General features: G+C 52.5%; 25 protein-coding genes. 19 read left to right on the top strand and 6 right to left on the bottom strand.

The window, feature by feature from the left end; genetic code table 11:
• Nucleotides 1-25: 25 nt before the first annotated feature.
• The 3 genes from IR195_RS13970 to IR195_RS13960 are packed head-to-tail and all read right to left on the bottom strand — an operon-like array spanning nt 26 to nt 2212.
• On the bottom strand, nt 26-862 hold the full coding sequence (locus IR195_RS13970) for a glycosyltransferase family 32 protein (protein WP_206047868.1): 837 nt from the start codon (nt 860-862) through the stop codon (nt 26-28).
• A 41-nt stretch (nt 863-903) separates the two neighbouring features.
• Nucleotides 904-1497, bottom strand: a complete 594-nt coding sequence (locus IR195_RS13965; protein WP_125750016.1) for a FlgO family outer membrane protein — start codon at nt 1495-1497, stop codon at nt 904-906.
• A 4-nt stretch (nt 1498-1501) separates the two neighbouring features.
• Nucleotides 1502-2212, bottom strand: a complete 711-nt coding sequence (locus tag IR195_RS13960) for a hypothetical protein (protein WP_125753689.1) — start codon at nt 2210-2212, stop codon at nt 1502-1504.
• Nucleotides 2213-2372: 160 nt separating this feature from the next.
• On the opposite strand from IR195_RS13960, the gene IR195_RS13955 reads away from it, so the two are divergent.
• From IR195_RS13955 to IR195_RS13905, 11 genes are all read left to right on the top strand, one after another.
• Nucleotides 2373-3386 (top strand): OmpA family protein, encoded by a 1014-nt coding sequence (locus IR195_RS13955; RefSeq protein ID WP_206047867.1) that lies wholly within the window; start codon nt 2373-2375, stop codon nt 3384-3386.
• A 348-nt stretch (nt 3387-3734) separates the two neighbouring features.
• The gene (locus tag IR195_RS13950) at nt 3735-4694 is read left to right on the top strand and encodes an HAD-IIB family hydrolase (RefSeq protein WP_206047866.1); all 960 of its coding nucleotides are present in this window, start codon (nt 3735-3737) and stop codon (nt 4692-4694) included.
• The gene (locus tag IR195_RS13945; RefSeq protein ID WP_206047865.1) at nt 4691-5911 is read left to right on the top strand and encodes a glycosyltransferase family protein; all 1221 of its coding nucleotides are present in this window, start codon (nt 4691-4693) and stop codon (nt 5909-5911) included. Before IR195_RS13950 ends, IR195_RS13945 begins: the two co-directional genes overlap by 4 nt.
• 591 nt (nt 5912-6502) lie before the next feature.
• Nucleotides 6503-7369, top strand: a complete 867-nt coding sequence (locus tag IR195_RS13940; RefSeq protein WP_206047864.1) for an MBL fold metallo-hydrolase — start codon at nt 6503-6505, stop codon at nt 7367-7369.
• A 27-nt stretch (nt 7370-7396) separates the two neighbouring features.
• Nucleotides 7397-7588, top strand: coding sequence for a YgaP family membrane protein (locus tag IR195_RS13935; protein WP_172421275.1), 192 nt, complete (start codon nt 7397-7399; stop codon nt 7586-7588).
• A gap of 18 nt (nt 7589-7606) precedes the next feature.
• Complete coding sequence (locus IR195_RS13930) at nt 7607-8068, top strand: YeeE/YedE family protein (protein ID WP_206047863.1); 462 nt, start codon at nt 7607-7609, stop codon at nt 8066-8068.
• 10 nt (nt 8069-8078) lie between these two features.
• A complete protein-coding gene (locus IR195_RS13925; RefSeq protein ID WP_206047862.1) occupies nt 8079-8516 on the top strand; it encodes a DUF6691 family protein in 438 nt (145 codons plus the stop codon).
• Nucleotides 8517-8728: 212 nt separating this feature from the next.
• Nucleotides 8729-9430 (top strand): response regulator, encoded by a 702-nt coding sequence (locus IR195_RS13920; RefSeq protein ID WP_206047861.1) that lies wholly within the window; start codon nt 8729-8731, stop codon nt 9428-9430.
• On the top strand, nt 9427-10770 hold the full coding sequence (locus IR195_RS13915; RefSeq protein ID WP_206047860.1) for an ATP-binding protein: 1344 nt from the start codon (nt 9427-9429) through the stop codon (nt 10768-10770). The genes IR195_RS13920 and IR195_RS13915 overlap by 4 nt, the downstream gene beginning before the upstream one ends.
• 88 nt (nt 10771-10858) lie before the next feature.
• Nucleotides 10859-11554: a c-type cytochrome gene (locus IR195_RS13910; protein WP_206047859.1), complete on the top strand. Its 696-nt coding sequence runs from the start codon at nt 10859-10861 to the stop codon at nt 11552-11554.
• Nucleotides 11551-12609, top strand: a complete 1059-nt coding sequence (locus IR195_RS13905; RefSeq protein ID WP_171880183.1) for a c-type cytochrome — start codon at nt 11551-11553, stop codon at nt 12607-12609. The genes IR195_RS13910 and IR195_RS13905 overlap by 4 nt, the downstream gene beginning before the upstream one ends.
• A gap of 446 nt (nt 12610-13055) precedes the next feature.
• Here IR195_RS13905 and dsbG read toward each other — a convergent pair whose 3' ends face one another.
• The 3 genes from dsbG to IR195_RS13890 all read right to left on the bottom strand — a co-directional run bounded on the left by dsbG (nt 13056) and on the right by IR195_RS13890 (nt 16597).
• The gene (dsbG, locus tag IR195_RS13900; RefSeq protein ID WP_146944910.1) at nt 13056-13835 is read right to left on the bottom strand and encodes a thiol:disulfide interchange protein DsbG; all 780 of its coding nucleotides are present in this window, start codon (nt 13833-13835) and stop codon (nt 13056-13058) included.
• Between the two features lie 70 nt (nt 13836-13905).
• Nucleotides 13906-14658, bottom strand: coding sequence for a TlpA family protein disulfide reductase (locus tag IR195_RS13895; protein WP_328284523.1), 753 nt, complete (start codon nt 14656-14658; stop codon nt 13906-13908).
• A 169-nt stretch (nt 14659-14827) separates the two neighbouring features.
• Nucleotides 14828-16597, bottom strand: a complete 1770-nt coding sequence (locus tag IR195_RS13890; protein WP_206047857.1) for a sugar phosphorylase — start codon at nt 16595-16597, stop codon at nt 14828-14830.
• Nucleotides 16598-16835: 238 nt separating this feature from the next.
• On the opposite strand from IR195_RS13890, the gene nrdR reads away from it, so the two are divergent.
• The 8 genes from nrdR to IR195_RS13850 all read left to right on the top strand — a co-directional run bounded on the left by nrdR (nt 16836) and on the right by IR195_RS13850 (nt 23596).
• A complete protein-coding gene (nrdR, locus tag IR195_RS13885; RefSeq protein WP_172421267.1) occupies nt 16836-17339 on the top strand; it encodes a transcriptional regulator NrdR in 504 nt (167 codons plus the stop codon).
• Nucleotides 17339-18505: a bifunctional diaminohydroxyphosphoribosylaminopyrimidine deaminase/5-amino-6-(5-phosphoribosylamino)uracil reductase RibD gene (gene ribD / locus IR195_RS13880; RefSeq protein ID WP_206047856.1), complete on the top strand. Its 1167-nt coding sequence runs from the start codon at nt 17339-17341 to the stop codon at nt 18503-18505. The genes nrdR and ribD overlap by 1 nt, the downstream gene beginning before the upstream one ends.
• Before the next feature lie 72 nt (nt 18506-18577).
• Nucleotides 18578-19744, top strand: a complete 1167-nt coding sequence (ribBA, locus tag IR195_RS13875; RefSeq protein WP_125749972.1) for a bifunctional 3,4-dihydroxy-2-butanone-4-phosphate synthase/GTP cyclohydrolase II — start codon at nt 18578-18580, stop codon at nt 19742-19744.
• Nucleotides 19745-19748: 4 nt separating this feature from the next.
• Complete coding sequence (gene ribH / locus IR195_RS13870) at nt 19749-20237, top strand: 6,7-dimethyl-8-ribityllumazine synthase (protein WP_009721753.1); 489 nt, start codon at nt 19749-19751, stop codon at nt 20235-20237.
• Nucleotides 20234-20737: a transcription antitermination factor NusB gene (gene nusB, locus IR195_RS13865; RefSeq protein ID WP_009721754.1), complete on the top strand. Its 504-nt coding sequence runs from the start codon at nt 20234-20236 to the stop codon at nt 20735-20737. The genes ribH and nusB overlap by 4 nt, the downstream gene beginning before the upstream one ends.
• 35 nt (nt 20738-20772) lie before the next feature.
• Nucleotides 20773-21750, top strand: a complete 978-nt coding sequence (gene thiL, locus IR195_RS13860) for a thiamine-phosphate kinase (protein WP_146944905.1) — start codon at nt 20773-20775, stop codon at nt 21748-21750.
• Nucleotides 21747-22220 (top strand): phosphatidylglycerophosphatase A family protein, encoded by a 474-nt coding sequence (locus IR195_RS13855; protein WP_038486072.1) that lies wholly within the window; start codon nt 21747-21749, stop codon nt 22218-22220. The genes thiL and IR195_RS13855 overlap by 4 nt, the downstream gene beginning before the upstream one ends.
• A gap of 128 nt (nt 22221-22348) precedes the next feature.
• The gene (locus IR195_RS13850; protein WP_206047855.1) at nt 22349-23596 is read left to right on the top strand and encodes a DUF945 family protein; all 1248 of its coding nucleotides are present in this window, start codon (nt 22349-22351) and stop codon (nt 23594-23596) included.
• The last annotated feature ends 134 nt before the right edge of the window (nt 23597-23730 follow it).

The raw sequence follows: 23730 nt of genomic DNA, 5'->3' as shown, positions 1-23730 counted from the left end.
TGGATATAGGCCGACGTTTATTAACTTATGAGTCGTTTTTATGCGGTGGGGTTGTGGATTGTTCTACGGTTTCAGAAGCGACAATTGCAACTTTTTTCTGCTCTCTAGTCCATTTTCCTGCTTTTTTATCAATATACTGGAAATGCTCGTTAGTGAAATTTCCTTGATTACAGGCGTGGCGGTACGACACTGTGGGGACGGTGCGTTGATCTAATAGCTGAATAAATACGCCAGGACCCGTAAGTTCAAATACGTTGGTGAGAGTGTTCTCTTCAATGTTTTGCTGCACTTGATCAATCAGTCTGCGTAGGTTGGGATTACCTGGCTTGCTAGCGATGAAGTAATTGCTTAGCTCGCTCTTACGGGTGGTGACGTAGAGTTCGTCAATATCACCAGGGACAACACGGGAAAGCGGCCAGATGGCATGTGCGTCAATATCAAGGTAAACGCCGCCGTATTTGTAAAGCACCATAAGGCGCCAAAAATCAGCCTGCGCCGCACCAATTTGTAACTTTGAATAGCTAGTGAATAGGGCGTCGTCGAAATTTTCCTTAATGAAATCACTGCGCGCATCGGTAATCATGAAGCGATATTCGAAGCGAGGAGCCATGAGACGATTGAACAAATAGTTCAGATAAACCGGAAGGGTCACTCTATTGGTAAAGTTAGTCTGCCAAATAATACGTGGAATAGTCGAACTGTGTTTAGGCTTTAGCCAGGGTGCGGCATAGGCTGGCAGCGTGAAGCGCTTGTTTGGCAGAACGGCATGGAATATATAGCTAAGCAGCTTGGTAATGTTTGCGCATAGTTTTATCAAGCGACTAGTGGCCACGATAAGTGGTTTGCTTGTGCGGGTGGGCATGTTCATCCTTTTCATTCGTGTCGCGGCAAGCGGTGAATCAATTACCAGCCGCCTTGACCTTCCAATAAGCTGCGGGTGTTATTATCCAGCGGCAGTTTAAAGTCAGCGCTGCCAAGCACCATCGCATCGCCAGCGCGAACGACTCGTGCACTCACATAGAGATAGTCCTGGCCTTGTGCATAAGTACCCATCAGTATTGAGCGTGCATTGTGCTGGGCGCTAAGACGTTGGACTTGGCGGGATAAAATTAATTCGCCAACGGTTTCTTCAATAAACATACTGTCACGCATTTTGACTTCGCGTACCTGCATGCCTTGCCTTGCAAGAGCTGACGCCATAATTTCTGAGCTAATACGGCCAAATGTAGATGATTGGCTTAAGTTATCAATACTTACAAAAGTAGCCGCGATCATCGGGCTATAGCGTGTAAGGTTCGGGTTGCTGGCAACCATTTGCGCGGCAGCCGCGTGAGCTAGCTCAGAGAGGTCTGGCTGAGGCTCAGCATGTTGCATGCTATTGTTATTGCCAAGTGCGGTACAGCCCGCCAAAGACAGCATAAGCAACGCAGCGATAAGCTGACGAGCGCCAACTGCTAGGCCGCGCAGCGGAGACAGAGAGGAAGAGAGTGAAAGCATGTAATTACCAAGTATCGGTGATAGAGACAGTTGGAGTTGCAGGCGCTTGAGGAACACGATGTGGCGCATAGTGACGCCGGTCACCAGCATTTATGTAATAAATATTAGAAGAGGAGTAGAGGATTCGGTCATTATCAACGATCTGGGTGGTGATGATAACCTCCTCTTTGCCCTCTTGCGTCCAACTGCCGCTGGTTGTATCTGCCACCATCGCAGCGGGAATTAATGCAAGCGCAGGCTCGCTCCAGTTTCCCAATGCCATGCTAGCCACGGTTACGCCACCGGCAAGGGCGGTGTAAGTGCCAAACGGTGGGCGTATATAGCCGCGATCACGATGCTCAACAACTTCCACGTCCACTTGAACGGTGGCACCGCCAGTGCTGGGGTGTGTCATCACACTTCCACCACGAGACACTAGTTCACTTGTTAATAGCCTGCGAAAACCACGTTCAAATTCGCCACCGTAATAGGCGCTAACGGACGTATGCTCTTGCGCTGGAATATGGAGGTCTCTAAAGCGAACCCGTTCATTGCGAAGAATGCCCGTCGCTTCGTGTTGGGCCAGCACTTCCCAGTGCTGAGCTGCTTGCATACGCTGCTGCTCACTATAAGGGTAGGTAGTCGCAATGGGGGCCTGCGATGTGTTGGCATAAAAGCAGCCGCTTAGCATCAGGCTCGCCAGTCCAATACAGGCAGGGCGCAATAGTTGAACCATGGATGGTGACATTGTCGATAATGAAGCAGCTCTTGATGACATAGGTCGGGTGCGCACCTGATTGTTCCTTCTCGCTACGAAACGGCTTTTGATAGACTAGTTTGCCACGCTTACCCTAGATCGGCCACGAGGTTAAAAACTTGAATGAGTGAAGCCCCACATGCTTGAAGACCACCGCACTGGTCCGCGCCATGATTCATTGCTAACCGCCTATCCAGAAGATGAAAGTAATAGCGGTTGGATGATTAGCTATATTGACATCATGACGCTACTGGTAGCCCTGTTCGTTATTATTATTGCTGCGGCTAATGTGACAAGCCCATCACAGTTTCAGCAACAAGCTGCTGATGAGGACGGCTATGAGTCATCGCCTACTATAGAGATACCTCTGCCGGATACGCTTGCTGAAGCCCGCCAACAGCGCGCGGTACTAGGCATATCACCTAGTAGCGATACGCTTAGCCCATTTGCGATTAGCGCTGCGTTGGGTGTGGCAGGGTTGCCAAAAACTCGCTCTATTGTTGCGGATGTGCCTCCTTTATTGGCGCGGATTGAGGAAGCATCGATAGATACCCAGCCATCGACAATCAATCGTAGACTTCCACAGCTGTTGCTGCCTAGCGATGAACGTCAGTCTGTTTCACCGTTGGCGGATTACATGGTAGTACTCACCGATCGTCCACCGGTTAATGTGCAAACAGTGTCCGATGTGGCGATGAATAGTGCGCTAGCACTTGATGAGAGGTTGTCTGAGCGCGTGGAGGCCTCGACGTATCTACCTAACTTGGAAGGTGTTGAAGTTTCCCGAGTCGCCGAAGGGATCAGCCTGCGTGTACAAGATCGGTTGTTATTTCCCTCTGCCGATGCTCAGTTGACAGAAGGCGGCTCGTCGCTAGTGGGGTCTTTGATGGATACCATCCAGCGCTTCGATGGGGAAGTGTGGGTGGAGGGGCACTCTGACAGCCAATCCATTAATACCCCAGAGTTTTCGTCCAACTGGGCGCTTTCAAGTGCGCGTGCGATAGCGATCGTAGAGGCACTTGAAGCCGCAGGGGTTGCTCCAGAGCGGTTACGAGCAGTTGGGCTAGCGGCCACCCAGCCGCTAGAAGATAACGATACTGTGGAAGGTCGGGCGCGCAACCGTCGCGTTGAGGTAGTTATTCACGTGGACTAAGGAATAGATCAAAAAAAACCCGCCGGAGGGGACGGGTATGAAAGGGCTTGGCTCACTGCAGTCCACTGGCATCAGGTGAGGGGGTGTACAAGGCTGCCAGTGGGTACAGTTTTAGTATAGCTATTTGCGAGCTTTTGCCAAGGGTGTGTCGAGCTTTTTTCAGTTTATTTGCGCGCTATTTTGGTGCGTCAAAATTGCGTTGCTTGGGTGCTTATAAAAAGACAGCTATTTATTAGTAGCTAATCTTATGATTATTAAAGATAAAACCGTATTGGCATACAAACTGCTTGATTGCTTATCTAAAAGTGGACGTGTGTAACAACTTTAAGATCGCAAAAAGGTGGTGCTATGACCGAACACAGGCGTACTGCGTTGCCCAGTGATGCTCAGTTACCAAGCGACTTAGACCCAGCGCTTCAACCGCGTTTAGTCGTCACTGACTTGGACGGTTCATTACTAGATCACCACAGCTATGATTTTTCACCTGCCAAGCACTGGCTTGCCCGCCTTAAAACGTTAGGGGTTCCGGTTATACCGGTCACTAGTAAAACTCGTGCTGAACTCATCCCCCTTCGGGAAGCCCTTGGGCTAACAGCGACTCCCTTTATTGCCGAGAATGGTGCCGTCATTGGTCTGCCGCCAGGTTGGTGCCATGCGCGTTTAGACCGCCCCGGTAATGGCCGAGATGGCGTCGTTATTAAGCACACCGGTGTTGATAGTGGTTTCATTAGGGCGCGACTCAATGTTTGGCGCAAGCGTCTGGATGTTAGGTTTACTCGAATGGGCGACTTAAGTCTTCAGCAGGTAATGGCGTTAACTGGGCTTGATGAAACCCGTGCGAAAGCTGCGCGGCAGCGAGAGGGAAGTGAGCCACTTATTTGGCAAGATACCGCAGCTGCACTTGAAACGTTTCGCGTGGCACTTGAAGGCGATGGTCTTGAACTCACACAAGGGGGGCGCTTTTGGCACGTGATTGGGCGCTTGTCTGACAAAGGTGGTGCTGTTGAGTGGCTAATTAAGCGGTTTACTGCATTACGAGGCAGTCAGCCACTTTCATTGGGCTTGGGTGATGGCCCAAACGATATCACGATGCTGGAAACTGTCGATCAAGCTGTGGTGATTCGAGGTTGCCACGCACTTAATGTTGAGCCGCAAAACCATGCGCTATATCGAACAAACGCAACTGGACCAACAGGCTGGGCTGAGGGGGTAGCCCACTGGTGGGGGCGAGATGATAGGCGTCTAAAAATGACGCCAGTGGATGACGTCGCTGCATCAGTTTACCCGTCACGGGAGGCTAGCGTATGAGTGATTTTCATCAAAATGGTGTGATTACTGATTTTCACAACTTAACGCGCCGTCCTGTTGCGGCACTTGAGCAGGAGCTTTGTCAGTTTGCCAAACGCCGCCCAATGGGGCTGATCTTGCCCTCGCTTTTTTCTGAACTGGAAGGGCCTGCGCTGTCGGCGATTGTTGATGAGCTGGTGAAAGTGCCTTATCTCAATGAGATTGTTATCGGTTTGGACAGGGCAGACCGGGAGCAGTTTTTATATGCACGGGGGTTCTTTTCGCGCTTGCCCCAGCACACTCGAATCCTATGGAATGACGGTCCGCGTTTGCGCGCCATCGACCAAGAATTAGAGTGTCATGGTTTGGGGGCATTAGAGCCAGGTAAAGGAAGAAACGTATGGTATTGCGCTGGCTATGTGCTGAGTTCAGGTCGCTCCACCGCCGTTGCTCTTCACGATTGCGATATTCTTACCTACGACCGTGGCCTTCTAGCGCGCCTTATGTATCCCGTCGCGAATCCCCGTTTCAACTATAGTTTTTGTAAAGGCTATTACCCGCGTATCGCCGAAGGAAAGCTCAATGGACGTGTTTCTCGGTTGATGGTGACGCCGCTGCTGCGTGCCTTGAAAACTGTCTGTGGCCCGTTACCCTATTTGGACTATTTAGACAGCTTCCGTTACCCGTTATCGGGTGAATTTGCTATGCGCAGCGATGTACTAGAGGGCATCCGAATTCCCGCTGATTGGGGGTTGGAAATTGGCGTACTGTCGGAGTTGCAGCGTAACTATTCCCATCGTCAGCTATGCCAGGTAGATATTGCCGACGCCTATGACCATAAGCATCAGCCTATTAGTGAAGAGGACGCTACCAGCGGCTTGAACCGAATGAGTCTGGATATCGCGAAAGCGCTGTATCGTAAGTTGGCCACCCAAGGGGTTAGCTTTAGCAGCGAAGACTTTCGGACGCTCAAAGCAACCTACTACCGTTTAGCCTTAGACCTCATTGAAGCCTATGATCACGATGCGACAATGAATGGACTAAGTTTAGACCGCCACTGTGAAGAGCAAGCGGTGGAGCTATTTGCCAGCAATTTACTAGAAGCTGGCAATCTGTTTTTAGATAACCCTCGCGAACGCCCCTTCATTCCCAGTTGGAACCGTGTGCAAGCGGCGATGCCTGAGGTGCTAGCCCGTATGCATGAAGCGGTAGAGCTCGATAACCAGGGTAAGGTTTAGAACATTCATTTCACCGCTAATGCCGCCATGTAATCGCAGCGTCTCCTAGGCAGCGGGGTAATGTCAGTTAAGGCTAACTGACATTATCTCCTAGCCCCATATAGCAAAGTGGCCACCTCCCAAAGCGTGCATCGCACGTCATTCCCGAGTCACCGCATTGTCATTCTCGAGTCACCGCATTGTCATTCTCGAGTCACCGCACTGTCATTCCCGAGTCACCGCACTGTCATTCTCGAGTCACCGCACTGTCATTCCCGAGTGGGGTTATCGGGAATCCACCTTGACCTTGGCCTGCAGCAGCCCGAAATCCCAGGTCAACATGGATTCCCGCTAAAGGCCTGCGGGAATGACGAAAACGGCTCGGAGGGCTGGGGTGGAGTCATAGTCAGGCACTTATTAAACAAAAAATAGCCCATCGGCTAATGCCAGTCAGCGAGGTGCTTTTTTGTCTCGTGACGACTGGTTGGCGAGCAATATTGACCGTGCTCAAGAAATGGCTTTAAATTCCAAAAAAGTATAAACATATAACATTTTATGGTCTATGATGATTGCATAGCAGCATCACTACTTGCCATTAGCGGGAGGCACAGAATGCAATATCCTATTGTTACTCACTTCTTTGATGAGCCCACCAACACCTTTAGCTATGTAGTGCAAGATCCAGAGAGTAATGCCTGCGCTATTTTGGATTCGGTACTGAATTTCGATTATGCCGCGGGCCATACGGATGTACGTTCTGCGGATGAGATTATTGAGTTTATTCGTGATAACGACCTTGAAGTGACATGGATTTTAGAAACCCATGTGCATGCTGATCACCTCTCTGCGGCGCCTTATTTACACCAAACATTAGGTGGCAAAACTGGGATTGGCGCACACATTGTCGACGTGCAGGAAATTTTTGGTAAAGCATTCAATGCAGGTACCGAGTTTGCTCGGGACGGCAGCCAATTTGATGCGCTGTTTAACGAAGGCGATACGTTCACCATTGGCAGTCTTCAAGGGCGCGTGCTGCATACGCCGGGTCACACGCCTGCCTGTCTTACTTATGTGATAGGCGACGCGGCCTTCGTTGGCGACACACTATTTATGCCAGATTACGGCACTGCACGCTGTGATTTTCCCGGTGGCGATGCCCGTACGCTGTATCGCTCTATCCAAAAGGTGTTGGCACTGCCGCCGCAAACGCGGCTGTTTTTATGCCATGACTATAAAGCACCAGGTCGAGACGTATATCAGCACGAGACCAGCGTGGCGGAGCAGCGTGATGCAAACGTTCATGTGCATGAAGGCGTTACGGAAGATGAGTTCGTGAAAATGCGCACCGAGCGCGACGCCACGCTAGGTATGCCTAAACTCATCATTCCTTCCGTACAGGTCAACATGCGCGCGGGAGAGATGCCGCCTGCCGACGACAATGGCGTTGTCTATCTAAAAGTCCCTATCAACCGTTTTTAACTGATATTGATCATCGAGGAGCAGAACATGAAAGCAAACGTTGGTGGTATCGACAAAGTCGCAAGAATCGTTGTTGGTCTTATTCTGATCATGCTGGCGCTTACCGGCACCATCGGTGCATGGGGGTGGGTTGGTGTTGTACCACTTGCCACAGGGCTGTTTAATTTTTGCCCACTATATCCTCTGCTGGGCATCTCAACCTGTAAAAACAAGCAGTAGCACAGCAAGGAGATACCTGTGGACTGGATGGCAAGCCTGCAAGGGCTCGTTGGTGGTGTATTGATAGGCTTATCCGCGGTGTGGCTGATGGGAGCCTTGGGACGCATCGCCGGTATTAGCGGCATTATTGGAAACTTAATAACCCAGCGCCCCAAAGGCGACAGCGCTTGGCGCTTGGCTTTTGTGGTTGGGCTGGTGAGTGGCCCATTACTGGTGATGGCAATGGGAGGCGGGCTGGGTAACGTTGCCGATGCTCCCGGTGTGGTGATTGGCCCCCCTGCTGGCGGTGTGTCGCTGATGTTGATCGCCGGTCTGTTAGTTGGGTTAGGCACAGGGCTTGGCAGCGGCTGTACCAGCGGCCATGGCGTTTGTGGCTTAGCACGCTTATCCCCGCGATCGATGGCCGCCACTGGGGTGTTTCTGCTCACAGCGATCGCCACGGTCTATGTGATGCGTCATGTGATTGGAGGTGGTGTATGAGGCGCGTGATATGAAGAACACTGGTGTGAATAGTGCAACAGTAAAAACCGCTGCTGGCTATATCGCTGGTTTACTATTCGGGCTTGGGTTAGCTATCTCAGGTATGACGGATCCTGCCCGTGTACTTGGCTTCCTTGATGTAGCTGGCGCTTGGGATCCAACGCTGATGTTTGTGTTGGGCAGTGCAGTAGGCACCACGTTTGTGGGCTATCGATTGGTATTTGCCCGTGGCGAGCCGCTGTTTAGCGCTAATTTTCAGCTTCCAACTAAGCAAGCGTTAGACGGCAAGCTGCTGGGTGGCGCAGCGCTATTTGGTATTGGATGGGGTCTATCTGGCTACTGTCCTGGCCCTGCTATCGCCTCCATTGGTGGGATCTCATTGCCGTTATTGGCGTTGTTGGCCGCGATGGTGGCAGGCTGGTTTATCGCAAAACGTATTAGCTCGTAGCACGAATGTATAAGTAGCACGGATGTATAAATAGCTGCTATCGCCCTTGTCGCTTTAGACAAGGGCGTTTTTATAGCAGGTTTTTGTGAATGAGTTTTTGTGAATGAGCTTTGAAAAATCAGCTTTTGTAATCAGTTTATGGCACCGCTCGTTAGCTTAATGCTGGGTTAATGTGCGTTTGCCATGCTAGCAGTAATAAAAGGAAAACCGTCATGCACGTCTTGCTTATCGAAGATGATCCGCTTGTCGCATCAGGGATACGTTCCGGCTTAATGATGTATGACTTTGTTGTCGATCATGTGTCCACGATTCAAGCCGCGGAACAAATCATGCAGTCAGTGGCAAGTGACGTTGTGATACTTGATCGCGGTCTTCCCGATGGTGACGGCTTGCATCTGCTGCAGTCGTGGCGTGACCAGGGCAACGCTACGCCGGTATTAATGCTAACGGCGCGGGATGCGGTACGAGACCGTGTCGACGGCCTGCAGTGCGGAGCAGACGACTATCTGGTAAAGCCTTTCGACCTTGATGAGTTAGTGGCTCGCCTTCATGCGCTGTTGCGGCGAGTATCGGGCCGCAGCCAGGGTATGACGGTGCATGGGGCTCTGACGCTAGATCCTCATGCGCGTGAAGTGAAAGTCTCCGGTCAGTTGGTAACGCTATCACGCCGAGAGCTGGTGCTTTTAGAGACCTTTTTGCATTCGCCACGCAGCGTGCTCTCTGCCGACCAGCTAAAAGATAGCCTCTACGGGTTAAGTGACGATGTAGAGAGCAATGCACTGAACGTGCATATCCACCACCTACGCCGGAAATTAGGCAGTGGCATCATTGAGACGGTTCGTGGATTGGGCTATCGGTTAGGCAAGCCTGAGGCTGTCCACATTCCCGGCATGCCTTATAAGGGGCAGCAATGAGTTTACGAGCCCGCCTATTGCTCACCCTAGGGGTGACGCTGGCACTGCTATGGGGTGTTGCTGCGGCTTGGTTGCTCAATGATCTAGAAAACAAATTCGTCGAAACACTGGATCAGCGCCTGGCTCAGTCGGCACGCATGGTCGCGGGACTCGTGCTTCAACTGCCTGAAGATGTCTGGGAGCAGAGTCAATCTCACGCTTTGTCTATCCCGCCCATCGAGGGGTTGGCCTGTCAGGTGCACTCTCCCCGTGGCGATATCATTGCCCGCACTCATGCCAATATGGAAACCATACTGACACCGGGTGAGCGTGGTCATGCTTACCGGCAGGAGGGCGATACTACCTGGCGTGTCTTTACCTATGAACGTGGCGATCTGGTCATTACTACCGCCGACCGGATGGATGAGCGGGACATGTTGCTTAGCGATGTATTTCGCGTTGCTGTGGTGCCGTTTGTAGTGGCACTAACGGGGAGTTTAATTGCGCTCTGGGTAGTTGTTTGGCGTGGTTTGGCGCCGCTAACAAGGCTGCGTGCTTCGCTTGCCAGTCGTCATCCTGAAGCATTGGCACCTGTGTCTACCTATGGTGTGCCGAAAGAGATTAAACCGTTGATCGATACGCTCAATGGGTTGCTCGTAAGAATTCAACAAACCATTGTTCGTGAGCAGCGTTTTACCAACGACGCCGCTCATGAGTTACGTACGCCCTTAACGGCGATTAAAACCCATCTACAAGTAGCGCAGCGAGCCGACGGCGAAACGGCGAAAGAAGCGCTCAGATGCGCAGAGGCGGGGGTGGTTCGACTGGCACATACGCTAGATCAGTTACTGACGTTAGCAAGAGTCGAAGGGCGCATGCGCTTTGACGATGGCGAGCCAAGTCAGGTAAGTGAGATTGTTGATGTGGCGATCGCCGACAGCATGGCAACCACAGGGCAGTGCCAGATTCTCTCCCAATTACCCCAAGTATGCGTTGCCATGCCTAGAGAGCTGGCAATAACCGCACTACGTAATTTACTGGATAACGCACTGCATCATGGGGCAAGTGAGCAGCCTGTAGCGTTAAACGTACAGTATACCGCTGATCAGCGTCACGTAACGTTCACAGTGCATGACCAGGGTAGCGGCGTCGATGACGCTACACTAAAACAGTTAACGCAGCGTTTTTGGCGCGTGAGCAAGCAGCAAGGTAGCGGTTTGGGCTTAGCAATTGTGGCGGCAATTGTTGAGCGTTTTGGGGGCTGGGTAAGTTTTGAAAATGTCCAGACCGGCGGGTTTAGCGCCCATTTAACCATTCCTACGGCAGAGGATGACCAACGAGCACGATCTGAGGTTATTTGATAGTGCTCGCTGCATCACCTTTGTCAATGGGCAATGGCTAGTACTAGCAGGCAGGTAAGTAAATAACGAATAGCAGTCAGGGGGATATATGAATAAAAAACCGTGGGGCAAGTTTAGTTTGTTGATGGGCGCCAGCCTTATAGGCGGTAGCACTCTCGCAGGTGTGGCCTTTGCCGAAACAGGCGATGCCGAGCGTGGCCAGGCCGCCGCGGCAACCTGTACAGCGTGCCATCAAGCTAACGGTAGCGGGATGAACATACCTGGAGGTGAGTCGTGGCCGCGTTTGGCTGGGCTTAATGCTGATTATATCGTTAAGCAGCTACACGATTTTAAAGAGGGACGTCGCCAAAACGCCACCATGATGCCCTTTGCTAACATGCTTAATGACCAGCAAATAGCAGATGTTGCCGCCTACTATAGCGCAATGCCTATCACCCCTGGCCAGGGTGGCGATGATGTGGACGACGCGTTATTGGCCCGTGGCGAACAGTTAGCTGAGCGTGGAGATTGGGATGCCTACATTGTGTCATGCAAGAGCTGTCATGGCCCGAATGGCACTGGCGTTGGGGAAGTGTTCCCTGGTATTGCAGGTCAGCACGCTGGTTACATAAGCAACCAGCTGCATGCTTGGCAAAATGATCAGCGCCATAATGATCCCCAAAACTTGATGGGAGCCATTGCCAAGCGCATGAGCGATGAGGATATCCAGGCGGTGTCAGCGTGGTATGCCACCCAGGACGTTAGTGCCCAAGTCGGTAGTGAAGAAGGGGAGGTAGCGCAATGATTTTGCATAAAAAACGTCTCGTGCTAGCGCTAACAGGCTGTTCATTAGCTACCGGACTAGCCGTCAGCGCTTTCGCTGATAATGCTGGCGACTCATCATCGAGCGAAGCGCCCTACCAGCAGTTAGTAGAACTTGGCTTTCCTGCACCGCAAGAGGGCGAACTCGTTCATGTTCCACCGACCATGGCAGACCTGGAAGACGCCGATATCCATCCAGAGCTAAAAAAGGTCATTCGGTATGGCTATGACCTATTTACCAACACCCAGCAGTTGCGCGGTGAAAACGTTTTTAATGACATGAACTGCTCAAGCTGCCACTTAGGCGAAGGGCGTCAGCCGTTTAGTGCCCCTGTCTGGGCCGCAGCAGTCACACTGCCTGACTTCAGGGGTAAAAATCAGCACGTTAACAATCTTGAAGAGCGCATTGCAGGTTGCTTTGCTTACTCGATGAATGGTACGCCACCTGCCTATGGCAGTGATGAGATGCTCGCACTCAGCGCTTACCACCAATGGCTGGCTACCGGTGCGCCAATGTACCCCAGTCAGCCTATTTATGGCCGTGGTTTTCCTGCGCCAGGCGAGCCAGATGAATCCCCCGATTACGCTCGTGGTGAAGCGGCGTACCAAGAAAATTGCGCTATTTGTCATCAAAACGACGGCGCTGGGCACTATGAGAACGGCGAGTATGTGTTCCCTGCCCCTTGGGGCGATGGCTCTAATAACTGGGGCGCAGGCATTGTCAGAGTAGATACCGCTGCAGGGTTTATTTACAACAATATGCCGCTCGGACAGCCACGCTCGTTAAGTGACCAGGATGCCTGGGACATTGCCTATTACATGACTAGCCAAGAGCGACCGCAAGACCCCCGTTACACGGGTGACGTTGCTGAGACACTAGAGCGCTTCGGCCCCACCTTCCATAAGCGTTCGCTTTATGGGCAAGTACGTGAGCATGATGGCCATGTCCTTGGCGACCATGCGAACTTTGGCGAAAAAGGCGATATCCAGCCATGGAACGTCGGTATGCCGCGTTTTGAAAACCTCTCAGACGAGTAACTAGCTGAGCAGCAGCGATACAAGCATCGCAATCAACGCGTCAGGAAAAAATCACTAGCCCGTGGTGGTATAACCCACGGGCTAGTGATTAGTTTGAGGATAGTGGATGGAAGCTTTAAAACTTGCTTATATTGTCTAATGCCAGTTAGTTAAGGCTGACTGGCATTATCCCCTAGCCCCATATAGCAAAGCGGCCACCTCCTCAAGCGAGCGCCGCACGTCATTCCTGAGTCACCACACTGTCATTCCCGAGTGGGGTAATCGGGAATCCACCTTGACCTTGGCCTGCAGCAGCTCGAAACCTCAGATCAACATGGATTCCCGCTAAGGGCCTGCGGGAATGACGAAGTGGCAGAGCCTTCGGGCATGACGATGGTGGCTCGAAGGGCTTGGGTGAAGTCACCGTCAGGCACTTATTAAACAAAGAAACAGCCCAATTGTCTGCTTTAAGGCGCTTCACCGCCCATCATTTCAATTAAGCGCTCCTCGCTGGGTAAGCCTTGAATTCGGTCGATACGTAAACTGCCACTGTCTGTCTCGCGCTGAAAGGCACTGGTGGGCGTAGCGTACAGGCCTAGCTCTTCAAAAAGCTGATTGTTGGCATAGACCTGTTCTTCAATATCTCTAGGCTGGGCGCGGGCTGAAAGTGAATCGCCGCTGCTGTGGTCATGTAGCGCGGCAGAAGGGTCGTCTGCACCAAGTATCGTGGCCGCCAGAGCGGGACTGTTCGGGGCTAAGATGCCCACCATAATATGGCGCAGCTGCACTTCACCAGCCTCTACCCAGGGGCGGCTTTGTTGCCACAGCTGGCGACAGTAGGGGCAGTTAGCATCGGTAAAGGTATAGATAACCCGCGGCGCGTTTTCATCGCCATCTTGAATCCAGTGGCTCTCTTCCAGTAACGCCCAAGTTTGCGCTTCAAGCGGAACCCGAACATGCTCCTCTATCTGTGCTTCGGAGAGGTCGTTGCCTTGATCATCCATTAGTGTGCCGATAATGGTGTGTTGGCCATCAGGTGTTAAATAAATCGCCAGCTCTTGGCCCTGCACGCTAGCACCGAAACCGCGCATGCCCCCTGGTGCCTCAAACTGGCCGTGAATCGTTATCCCCTGATTGGTGAGCGCTTGAACCGGTGCAGGCAATTCTTCGGCATAGCCTGTGGAGAGGTTGCCAATGCCCGTTAATAGTAACAAGGTGCTTAAACGAGACAGGGAAAAGTATTTCATAAGTAAGTCCTTATGTTTGAATGATACGCAGTGTAAGCCAGTAATGTTATGAGCAAGGTAGGAGGTTATCTCAACGTAATCGTTTCAAGCCTTGTTGAAGCGTTGCCCGGGAAAGTTCGCCAAAGTGCGTGTTCACGAGTTTTCCTTGCGCATTATAAAAAAGGGTAGTGGGCATGGCGTGAGCCCCCGTTGCTCTCCCTAATGCATTGCTTTGGTCAAGCCACACATTCTCAAGTGAAAGGTCATGCTGATTCATAAATGTCTCAATGTGCTGGGCACTTTCCCCCTGATTAACAAACACAAATGTGATGTCCTGCTGGGTGTTTTGAGCTTCCTCAAAAACAGGCATTTCTCGAATACAGGGAGGGCACCAGCTTGCCCAAAGGTTAACAACCAGGGGCTGCTGCGTTTGCTTGGCAAGCTGGGGTAGGCTGGTAGGGTGGCCGTTTCGGTCTAATAAAGCGGTGGTAGGGAGTGGGCGCGATTGCTGTTCGATGAACAGCGTGCTACCAACCAGCATCCCCCAAGTAAGCAATCCCGCAAACAAGGCGCCGCTTAAAGGCCTGCGTTGGCCAGCAGAGCGCCAGAGAGCCCAGCTCGCGTAACCCAGTCCAGCAATAAAACCGGCTGCTAAATCAAAGCCACCGTCACGGATATCTAAGCGGGAAATAATACCGTCATACGCTTCCCAGTAACGCACGACAAACGCGACTCGAGCAGCCAGGAGGCCAATAAAAAATACCGTTATAAGCGTATCGCCGACCGCTACACGGTGTCGTCGCCCTAGTAACGCTCCTACCAGAAGCGCTATCAAAAAAGCCACTATTAAAACCAGCTGATGAAGGCTGAAACCCAAAGGGCCAATGACAATGCTTTGTTGCAGCATAATTAACGATTAACTCAGTCAATGTTGAATGCTGCAGTATCTCAGTCGTCGATTATTTGACGATTATATTGCCTCATTGCTGAGACATTATGCCGCAATGCATTTCTCACGTATCTGCCACCATCCATCTTATTGCATAAGGAGGAAGCGCGCGCTCCTCCTGGGCATTTTGCAGATCTAAAGCACGCCAAGCATGTTGGCTAAGTGCCTGCTCTAGTGCTTCACCTACATTATCTAATGGCAGTAGCGTATCAGTGACATTAAATAGGGCAAGCAAGCGGCGGCCGTCGCTGAGTGGGCCTCGCTCAATGGCTAACACTTCAGGCGGTGTAGTCAGTACGCGTTGTGTGGCGTTGGGGTGGAAGCAGGGCTCTGTGCGCCGAAGTTCCAGCAGGCGGCTAAGCGCATGAAACACATCGTGGGTCGGCGTTGAGGGGCTTTCGAGTAACAGTGCTAACTCATCACGCTCCCAGCGGCGCCGATTAATTGAGCGCAATCGGCCGCTGCGCTCCACTCCTTCGACATCGTTAAGCGTGCCGGTCAATGTATGAATATACAGAGCGGGAATGCCCTGTAGAGTGAGCATAATTGCTTGGCTGCACAGAAAGCGGGCAATTTGCCAAGGGTCTGGTCCTCTGCGCGTGCCGCGCATGGCCTCAAACCAAGTAATATTGATTTCATAGGGCGAGTCACTGCCGTCGGGATTGCTCCGCATGCTGACAAAGCCACCAAAGCGATGCATCAGTTCTAGCAGCGCATCTCGCTCATGGTCGGGTAGCAGCCCTTCTAAAGGGCGCACGCCAATACCATCATGGCTGGCGGTGAAGTTTAAATAAGTGCAGTGTCTGGGCAGTATCGGCAGGCTGGCAAGCCATGTTTGAAGGGTAGTGGCTTCACCGCGGGTGAGGGTGTGCAATAACAAAGGAGGCAGGGCGAACTGATAGACCATGTGGGCTTCGTCTGGCGACCCGTTGGCTAACCGCTCTAGGCCAAAGTAGCTGATGTTTTCTGCGTGAGGGACGTTCGTTTCGGTAATTATCAGTGTGCCCGGCGCTATTTCATCGACAATGGCGCGCAGTAAGCGGACAACCGTATGGGTTTCGGGAAGGTGGATGCATGGCGTGCCCAGACGCTTCCATAAAAATGCCACTGCATCCAGGCGAATTATGCGCACGCCTTGTTGGAGGTAGAACAGCAAGATGCCAACAAACTCGAGCAATACGTCAGGATTTTCAAAGTTTAAATCGATCTGATCTTCTGAGAAGGTTGCCCATACATGGCGCGTGCCCCGACGCGTGGAAATGGGCACCAGCAGCGGGCTGCTACGTGGACGAACCACGTCAGAAACATCGGTTTCCGGGTCTATCTCTATAAAGTAATCACGACCTGGCAAGCTTCCGGTTAAGTAATCCACAAACCACAGCGACTCGCGAGATACATGGTTGAGCACTAAGTCGCCCATCACGTCATAGTGGTTTGCCAGCTCACGGATATGCTGCCAATCGCCTAGCTCTGGATTAACCTCGCGGTAATGAATGACTGAAAAGCCATCATCGCTACTCCAAGGAAAAAAAGGCAGCACATGCACGCCGCTGATACGCTCCCCCAAATAGCGCTGAAGGAATTCATTAAGCACAGCAAGCGGCGGTGTTTCCTCTGCCACAATGGAGTCACCGTAGCTAATGACCCACTGGTCTTTTTCGCTCCATGTTGGTGCATTATCGCTTTCAGACGCGGTATTTTCGGTTATGGCTGGCGTCTGTGATGTATTGCGAAAGTGCTCAATGTGTTGTCCAAGACGGCGTTGTACCTCGCTGGCGCGGGGGCCGTAGAGGTGCGAAAGGAGCGGGTGGACTGTCTGCTCAAATGGGGTCATAGGGGTGTCCTCTTAAACAACCTACGACAAACGCTGCAGCTTGTGTGCCAAATCGTTACAATGCTAGGTTAATGCCGCGTTTAAAGAAGCGACTATTTCTGCTTGCAAGCGCCCTTAAACTGCATGCCGTTGTAGCGCGTGGCTACTCCGCTGCTAATAATAGTTTGCAATATTGCTTATATGTGCCGTTATCCGCACAAGCTGACACGCTGCACGTACTGACAACAGGTTGACTGCCATGCATTGCCCTTTTTGTGGTGCTAATGATACTCGAGTGACCGACTCGCGGCTGGTAGCCGACGGTGACCAAGTGCGCCGTCGTCGCCAGTGCGCTAGCTGCCAAGAACGCTTCACCACATATGAAACCGCAGAGTTGATTATGCCGAGGGTCGTAAAATCCGACGGCTCACGCGAAACCTTTAACGAGAGCAAGCTGCGTGCAGGCATGTTGCGAGCGCTGGAGAAGCGTCCGGTCAGTGCGGAGGCAATAGAAGCTGCTGTGGAGCGTATTCGCCAATCGCTTCGTGCCCGCGGGGACCGCGAAGTTAATGCGCGGGATATCGGTGAAGCCGTCATGAAGGCATTAAGTAACCTGGATCAGGTAGCGTATATCCGCTTTGCATCGGTATATCGTAAGTTTCAGGATTTAGACGAGTTTCGTGCTGAAATAGACCGTCTTTCTCAAGATCCTGGCGATCACCCTGCATCAGCCCGTAGCGTCCCGCAGCGCGGAGAGGATTGATGAAAGAGTTAACGGAGCAGAGCTACACCCGTGCTGACCATCAATTCATGGCGCGTGCGTTGCAATTAGCGGCGAAAGGGCTATATACAACTGACCCCAACCCCCGAGTAGGCTGTGTTATTGTCCGCTACGATCAGCACGCTGAAGGGCAGGTGGTTGGCGAAGGCTTTCACCTGCGTGCTGGTGAGCCTCACGCAGAAATTCACGCGCTTAACGCCGCTGGTGCAAAGGCAGAAGGCGCAACGGCTTATGTCACGCTGGAACCTTGTTCCCACACAGGACGCACTGGTCCTTGTGCCGTTGCGTTAGCGGAAGCCAACGTTGCTCGCGTGGTGGTCGCAATGGTTGATCCTAACCCTTGCGTTAGTGGACGCGGTATCAAGCGGCTTCGAGAATCAGGAATTCAGGTCGATGTTGGGCTGCTGGAGCAGGATGCCCGTGTGCTGAATCCTGGCTTTATTTCCCGTATGCAGCACAAACGTCCCTTTGTACGTTTAAAAATGGCCATGAGTCTGGATGGCCGCACTGCTATGGGCTCTGGAGAGTCGCAGTGGATTACTGGCCCAGAAGCTCGTAGCCAAGTGCAGCGTCTGCGAGCGCGTTCAAGCGCTATTCTGAGCGGCGTTGAGTCTGTCATTATGGATGATTCACGGCTGACAGTGCGCGCAGACCAGTTGGGGCTAGATAACTCAGATACAGTAAGTCAGCGGCAGCCACTACGCGTTATTTTGGATTCGCGTCTACGGTTACCGTTAGCGGCAGCTTGTCTTCGTGAACCCGGCCGCACATTGATTATTACTACTGAACACCACAGTGAAGAGAAACGCCAAAAGCTGAAAGCTGCAGGTGCAGACATTAAGGTGCTGCCCGCGGCTCAAGAAGGCCGAATCGACCTCACGGATATGCTGAACTGGTTAGCTGAGCATGAGCTGGTAAACGAGCTGCTCGTAGAAACCGGTGCTACCCTGGCAGGCGCGCTGTTAGATGCAAATGTGGTGGATGAACTACAGTTATTTGTTGCTCCCACGCTTTTGGGAGGCGAGGCTCGACCACTTTTTGCGTTGCCCGGCATGACCCGCATGGCCGACCAGAAGCGCTTAACTATTAAAGAAATTCGAGCCGTTGGCAATGACTGGCGCATCATCGCTAAACCGTGCACTGACTAGCGCGCTGGGCCAGAGCAAGGTACCCTGACGCGCGAAATCGCATGTGCGGCGACCACTTATTTGGGAGATTCCATGGCGCATTCCTCTTCAGAGGGTTTGTCCCCTATCGCTGAGCTGGTGGAAGATATTCGCCAGGGCAAAATGGTGATTCTCATGGATGATGAGGATCGCGAAAACGAAGGTGATATCATCATGGCGGCTGAAAAAGTTCAGGCCGAGCATATCAACTTCATGGCACGTTATGCCTGTGGGCTTATCTGCATGCCCATGACTCGCGAGCGTTGCGAGCAGCTAAATCTACCGCTGATGGTGCGTGACAATGGCTCTGGGTTTGGCACTAAGTTTACGCTCTCCATTGAAGCGACCGAGGGTGTAACCACCGGCATCTCAGCAGCTGATCGTGCGCGTACCGTTCAAGCGGCAGTGGCGGCGAATGCCAAGCCGACGGATATCGTACAGCCAGGGCACATATTTCCGCTGATGGCTGAGCCAGGTGGCGTACTACGTCGAGCTGGGCATACTGAAGCAGCCTGTGATTTAGCTTCTTTAGCAGGCTGTGATCCCAGCGGCGTCATCTGTGAAATCATGAATGACGATGGCAGCATGGCGCGTCGGCCTGAGCTTGAAGTGTTTGCTAAAAAGCATGGCATCAAAATTGGCACGATTGCTGATTTGATCCACTACCGTATCGTCAATGAGCAAACGGTGGATGCGGTTGAAACAACCAGTGTGATGACGGCTCACGGGGAACTGGCGCTGCATGTGTTCCGCGACCGTATACAAGGTGCCCATCATTTGGCGTTAGTTAAGGGGCAACCGACGCCAGAGCAGGCGACGACAGTGCGTGTTCACTTAGCGGATACGCTGCGTGATATCGTAGGGTTAATGAAAGATGAGCAGTGCCGTTGGGATGCCCATCGTGCACTGGAAGAGATCGCTAATGCGTCTGCGGGGGTCTTTGTGTTGATTGACGATGGTCGTCCTCACCAAGACTTGAAAGATCAACTGGATATTTTTCTGGATCGCGTGCGTCAACCGCGCACCAGCGATTCGGACGGTTCAGGTAACTACTTAACGATTGGTACTGGCTCGCAAATCCTACGCCATTTAGGGGTAGGCAAAATGCGGCTACTCAGTTCACCGTGGAAATTCTCGGCGCTCTCCGGTTTTGATCTCGAAGTTGTCGAGCGTCTAGGACCCAATGACACGGCGTATGAGCCAACTTCTCAGCAGGAATAAATTGATGCAATCCCTTTCGCAAGTTGAAGGCACTTTTGTGGATGTCGATGGCCGTTATGTCATCGTTGTAGGTCGCTTTAACCACCATGTGGTGGATAGCCTGGTGGAAGGCGCTATTGATAGCCTGACACGCCACGGCGTTGATGCGGACAATATTCATCTTGTCCACGTACCCGGTGCTTGGGAGCTGCCGCTGGCAGTAAAGCGTGTCCTTAACGTTATGAAGCCCGACGCTGTTATCGCGCTGGGCGCGGTTATTCGTGGTGGTACACCGCACTTTGAATATGTAGCAGGTGGCTGTAACACTGCCATTAACCACCTCCAGCTTGAGTTCGATACGCCGGTAGCAAATGGCGTGTTGACCGTTGAATCTATCGAACAGGCGATTGAGCGGGCGGGCACCAAAGCGGGTAATAAGGGTACGGAAGCCGCAATGGCAGCGATGGAGATGGTGTCGTTACTGCGTGCATTGCCGCTAGGAGACAACCAATGAGCGAACGTCGTGAGCGTAAGCCCTCTGCCGCGCAGCTAGGGCGCCACGCCGCGCGTGAGTTAGCGGTTCAGGGGATTTACCAGTGGCAAATGACAGGGAAATCGATCACCACTATCGAAGCTGAGTTTCGTAGCCAAGTAGCAGATGATGACCTGGAAGATTACGAAAACTGGGTGAAAGTAATGGAAATTGCTGATAAGGCGCTTTTCCATGAACTGCTGCATAATACGGTCCGCTTTAAAGCGGAGTTAGACCGTGAAATTGCGCCGCTACTCGACCGACGCCTAGAAGACCTCGATGCTGTTGAGCTAGCTATCCTTCGCTTGGGTGCCTACGAGCTTTCCCGGCGGATGGAAGTACCCTATCGAGTAGTGATTAACGAAGGCGTTGAGCTGGCCAAATCATTTGGTGCCACCGACGGCCATAAATACGTGAACGGCATTCTCGATAAGCTAGCAAATCGCTTACGAAGTGCTGAGGTCAGCGCTCGCCGTCTGTAAGGCGAGCCTCCTGATGATGCGTTTAAGGGGCCTTTGTGCTTGGCGAATTTGAACTGATTCAGCGCTACTTCATGTCGCCGCAGGAGGCGCACGCGACAGCTGGCATAGCGCTTGAAAATGGCGACGATGCAGCGCTCTTGATACCCCAAGCAGGTCAACAGCTTGTGGTCAGCGTTGATACGTCGGTGAGTAACGTGCATTTCCCTCACGATGCCCCAGCTCACGCGGTAGGACATCGCGCGCTGGCGGTGGCGCTCAGCGACTTAGCAGCCATGGGGGCGACGCCTCGTTGGTGCCTGATGGCATTGACGCTGGACAAGAGCATCTTTAATGACCGCAAAGCTGCTGAGCAATGGTTGGCAGGGTACGCTGAAGGATTTCACGCACTTTGTCAGCAACACGCCACCGCGTTGGTGGGGGGCGATGTCACCTCTGGGGCACTAACAATTGGGGTGACGGTGATGGGCGAAGTGCCAACTGGTCAAGCGCTAACTCGCTCAGGCGCAAAGGTCGGTGATGTTATTGCCGTGACGGGTGCATTGGGCGGTGGTGCCGGAGGCTTATCGCTCTGGCGCCGAGGGGAGCGTGAGTTGTCGCACCCGCTGCTCGCCCGCTATTTGTTACCGCAACCCCGCTTAGCCGCTGGTGTTGCACTGCGCGGTATTGCAACGGCGGCATTAGACATTTCGGATGGCTTGCTGGCAGATTTATCGCACTTGCGTAAGGCCTCTGGTGTAGGCTGTGCACTAGAAGTCGGCGCGCTACCGTTGGCCGCAGGATTGCAAGAGACATTAGGCCGCGATGAGGCAATTAAAGCCGCACTATCGGGTGGCGATGACTATGAGCTGCTGGTGACACTGTCACCCAACAATCTCGCTATTGCCCAACAGCGACTCGCCGATCTCGGCCTCTCGCTGACGGTGATAGGCCACTGTACGGAAACGCTAGGTGTCACTGGCGTTGCCGCCAGTGACTACGAAGGATGGCAGCACTTTAGCGGGGAAACGCCATGAACCGAGCACCAGCGAGCGTGTGGCGTCGGCCAACCCATTTTTTTGCCTTTGGCCTAGGCAGTGGTGCGGTGCCCTGGGCTCCAGGCACTTTCGGAACGCTAGCAGCAATCCCTTTTTACTGGATGATGGCCGACCTCCCTTTGGTCTGGTATCTCAGCATTGTGTTTGTAGCGTTTGTGGTGGGAGTGTGGCTGTGTGATAAAACCTCCCATGACTTAGGCGTGCATGATCACTCTGGTATTGTTTGGGATGAGTTTGTTGGTTACTGGATAACCATGGCGGCAGTGCCCTTCTCGTGGGAGGCCGCTCTCTGGGGATTTATTGTTTTTCGTATTTTCGATGTCTTCAAACCGTGGCCTATCCGGTGGGCAGACCGGCGTGTTGCCGGTGGATTTGGCATTATGATCGATGACGTCATGGCGGGCATCTACGCGTGGAGTACGATGCATTTATGGTTTTGGCTACACTAATAACCTACCTGCCCAAACTGGCAGGTGAGCCACTTATTATAATAAATGGACTTATCTGATTACCTTAAACTGATTACACAACGTCGGTGGTGAATGGCTCCAATCGTGGGGGTGTTCAAGGAGATCGCATGCGCAAGGAACGACTGATCGTGCCTATTCTCGCGGCCTTCGTGGTGGCGTGGGTGGTAGCACAACTGCTATCGAGCATTTTGTTTGAACGCAGTCTTCGTCAAGCACTAGAAGATTTGGAAGCGCGAGGGGAGTGGCGAGTTAGTCGCACGGAAAGCCGCCAAGGGTGGTTGACGTCTCAGGGGAAACTGCTTTTATCGCCCTTATTAGGGCGGCCATGGCGGTTAGAGCTGACTTACCGCGCTCGTCATGGTGCGCTAAGTACCGATGTTGAGGGAACGCTATTACCTCGTTTAGATAGCGTCTTGCAAAAAGCCGTGGGAGAAGTCTCCGCTCCGTCTATCCCGCGTTGGCAAGGGCGCTACCATACACTAAGTGGCCACAGTGAGCTGCGTCTGGCATTGGCTCCTTTTGTGATCCAGCAAAGTGGCCGTGAGCTATCTGTGCGTGGTGCTCGGATGCGCTTAGAGGGCGTGTTTGGTGATTGGCGGTTGCGCGGGCTGTTCGACCAGCTCACGTTAACGGACGGACCCGCTCAGTTAACCCTGGGGCCTTCCTCCCTCGAAAGTCGTTATACCTATATTGATGATGCCTATCACTTTGCGCAGCGCGACCATCTGCATGTTGAGGCGTTATCGCTTCACTATCCTGCCTATGATATTCATCTGTCGCCGCTTGATGTTCACAGCCACATGGTGCTCGACGAGCAAGAGCTTCGCTTAAATGGTGAACTAATCATTGGTGAGGTAAGTGTCCCAAGTGAAGCGCCAGACACTCCTTTGTTAAGCGGGCGGATTGAAGCAGAGCTTTCTCGTCTTAATGCAGATGCTGTTCGCGCAGCCATTCTGCGATTGCGCCAAGAAGCCTCATGGGGCGATGCTAGCCTACCGATGGCAGAAGGGCTGCTGGTGCGTTTAGCCCCTGATTTGAAAGGGATATTGAGTGATTCGCCGCGTTTAGACGTTACAACGATAGCGATTGAAAGCCCGCTGCTAGGTATCAATGTTAACGCAGATGGTGCGCTCTTTTTTGATGCGAGCGGGCTTGATGAACTTATGATGACCGGGCTGGATAAGCCAGAAGAGCGCGCTCGCTGGTTAGGTTATATTGATGGTGATTTCACTTGGCACGATGCGCCAACCGTAGTTGCTCTTTGGCTAGGCCTCCCTCTTGGTACACGAGAGTTAGAGTTTGATGTTGTTCGTGGCGAGTTGCGTGTTAATGGGCGTCCGATGCCTCAGCTTTAGCCATAAGCGTTTTGAGCATCACCGTTTTGAGTACCACTGTTTTGAGCATCAATGCTTTCTACTAAGGCAGTGGCGAGCCCTGAAGCTGTTACCACTCTTCGAATACACTGCTACAAATAGTGTCAAGGGTTGAA

Origin of the sequence: Vreelandella venusta (genome assembly GCF_015689495.1) — a bacterium.
Lineage (GTDB): Bacteria > Pseudomonadota > Gammaproteobacteria > Pseudomonadales > Halomonadaceae > Vreelandella > Vreelandella venusta.
Note: the sequence above shows the minus strand (reverse complement) of the source record. Positions and strands in the feature narration are given on the sequence as shown.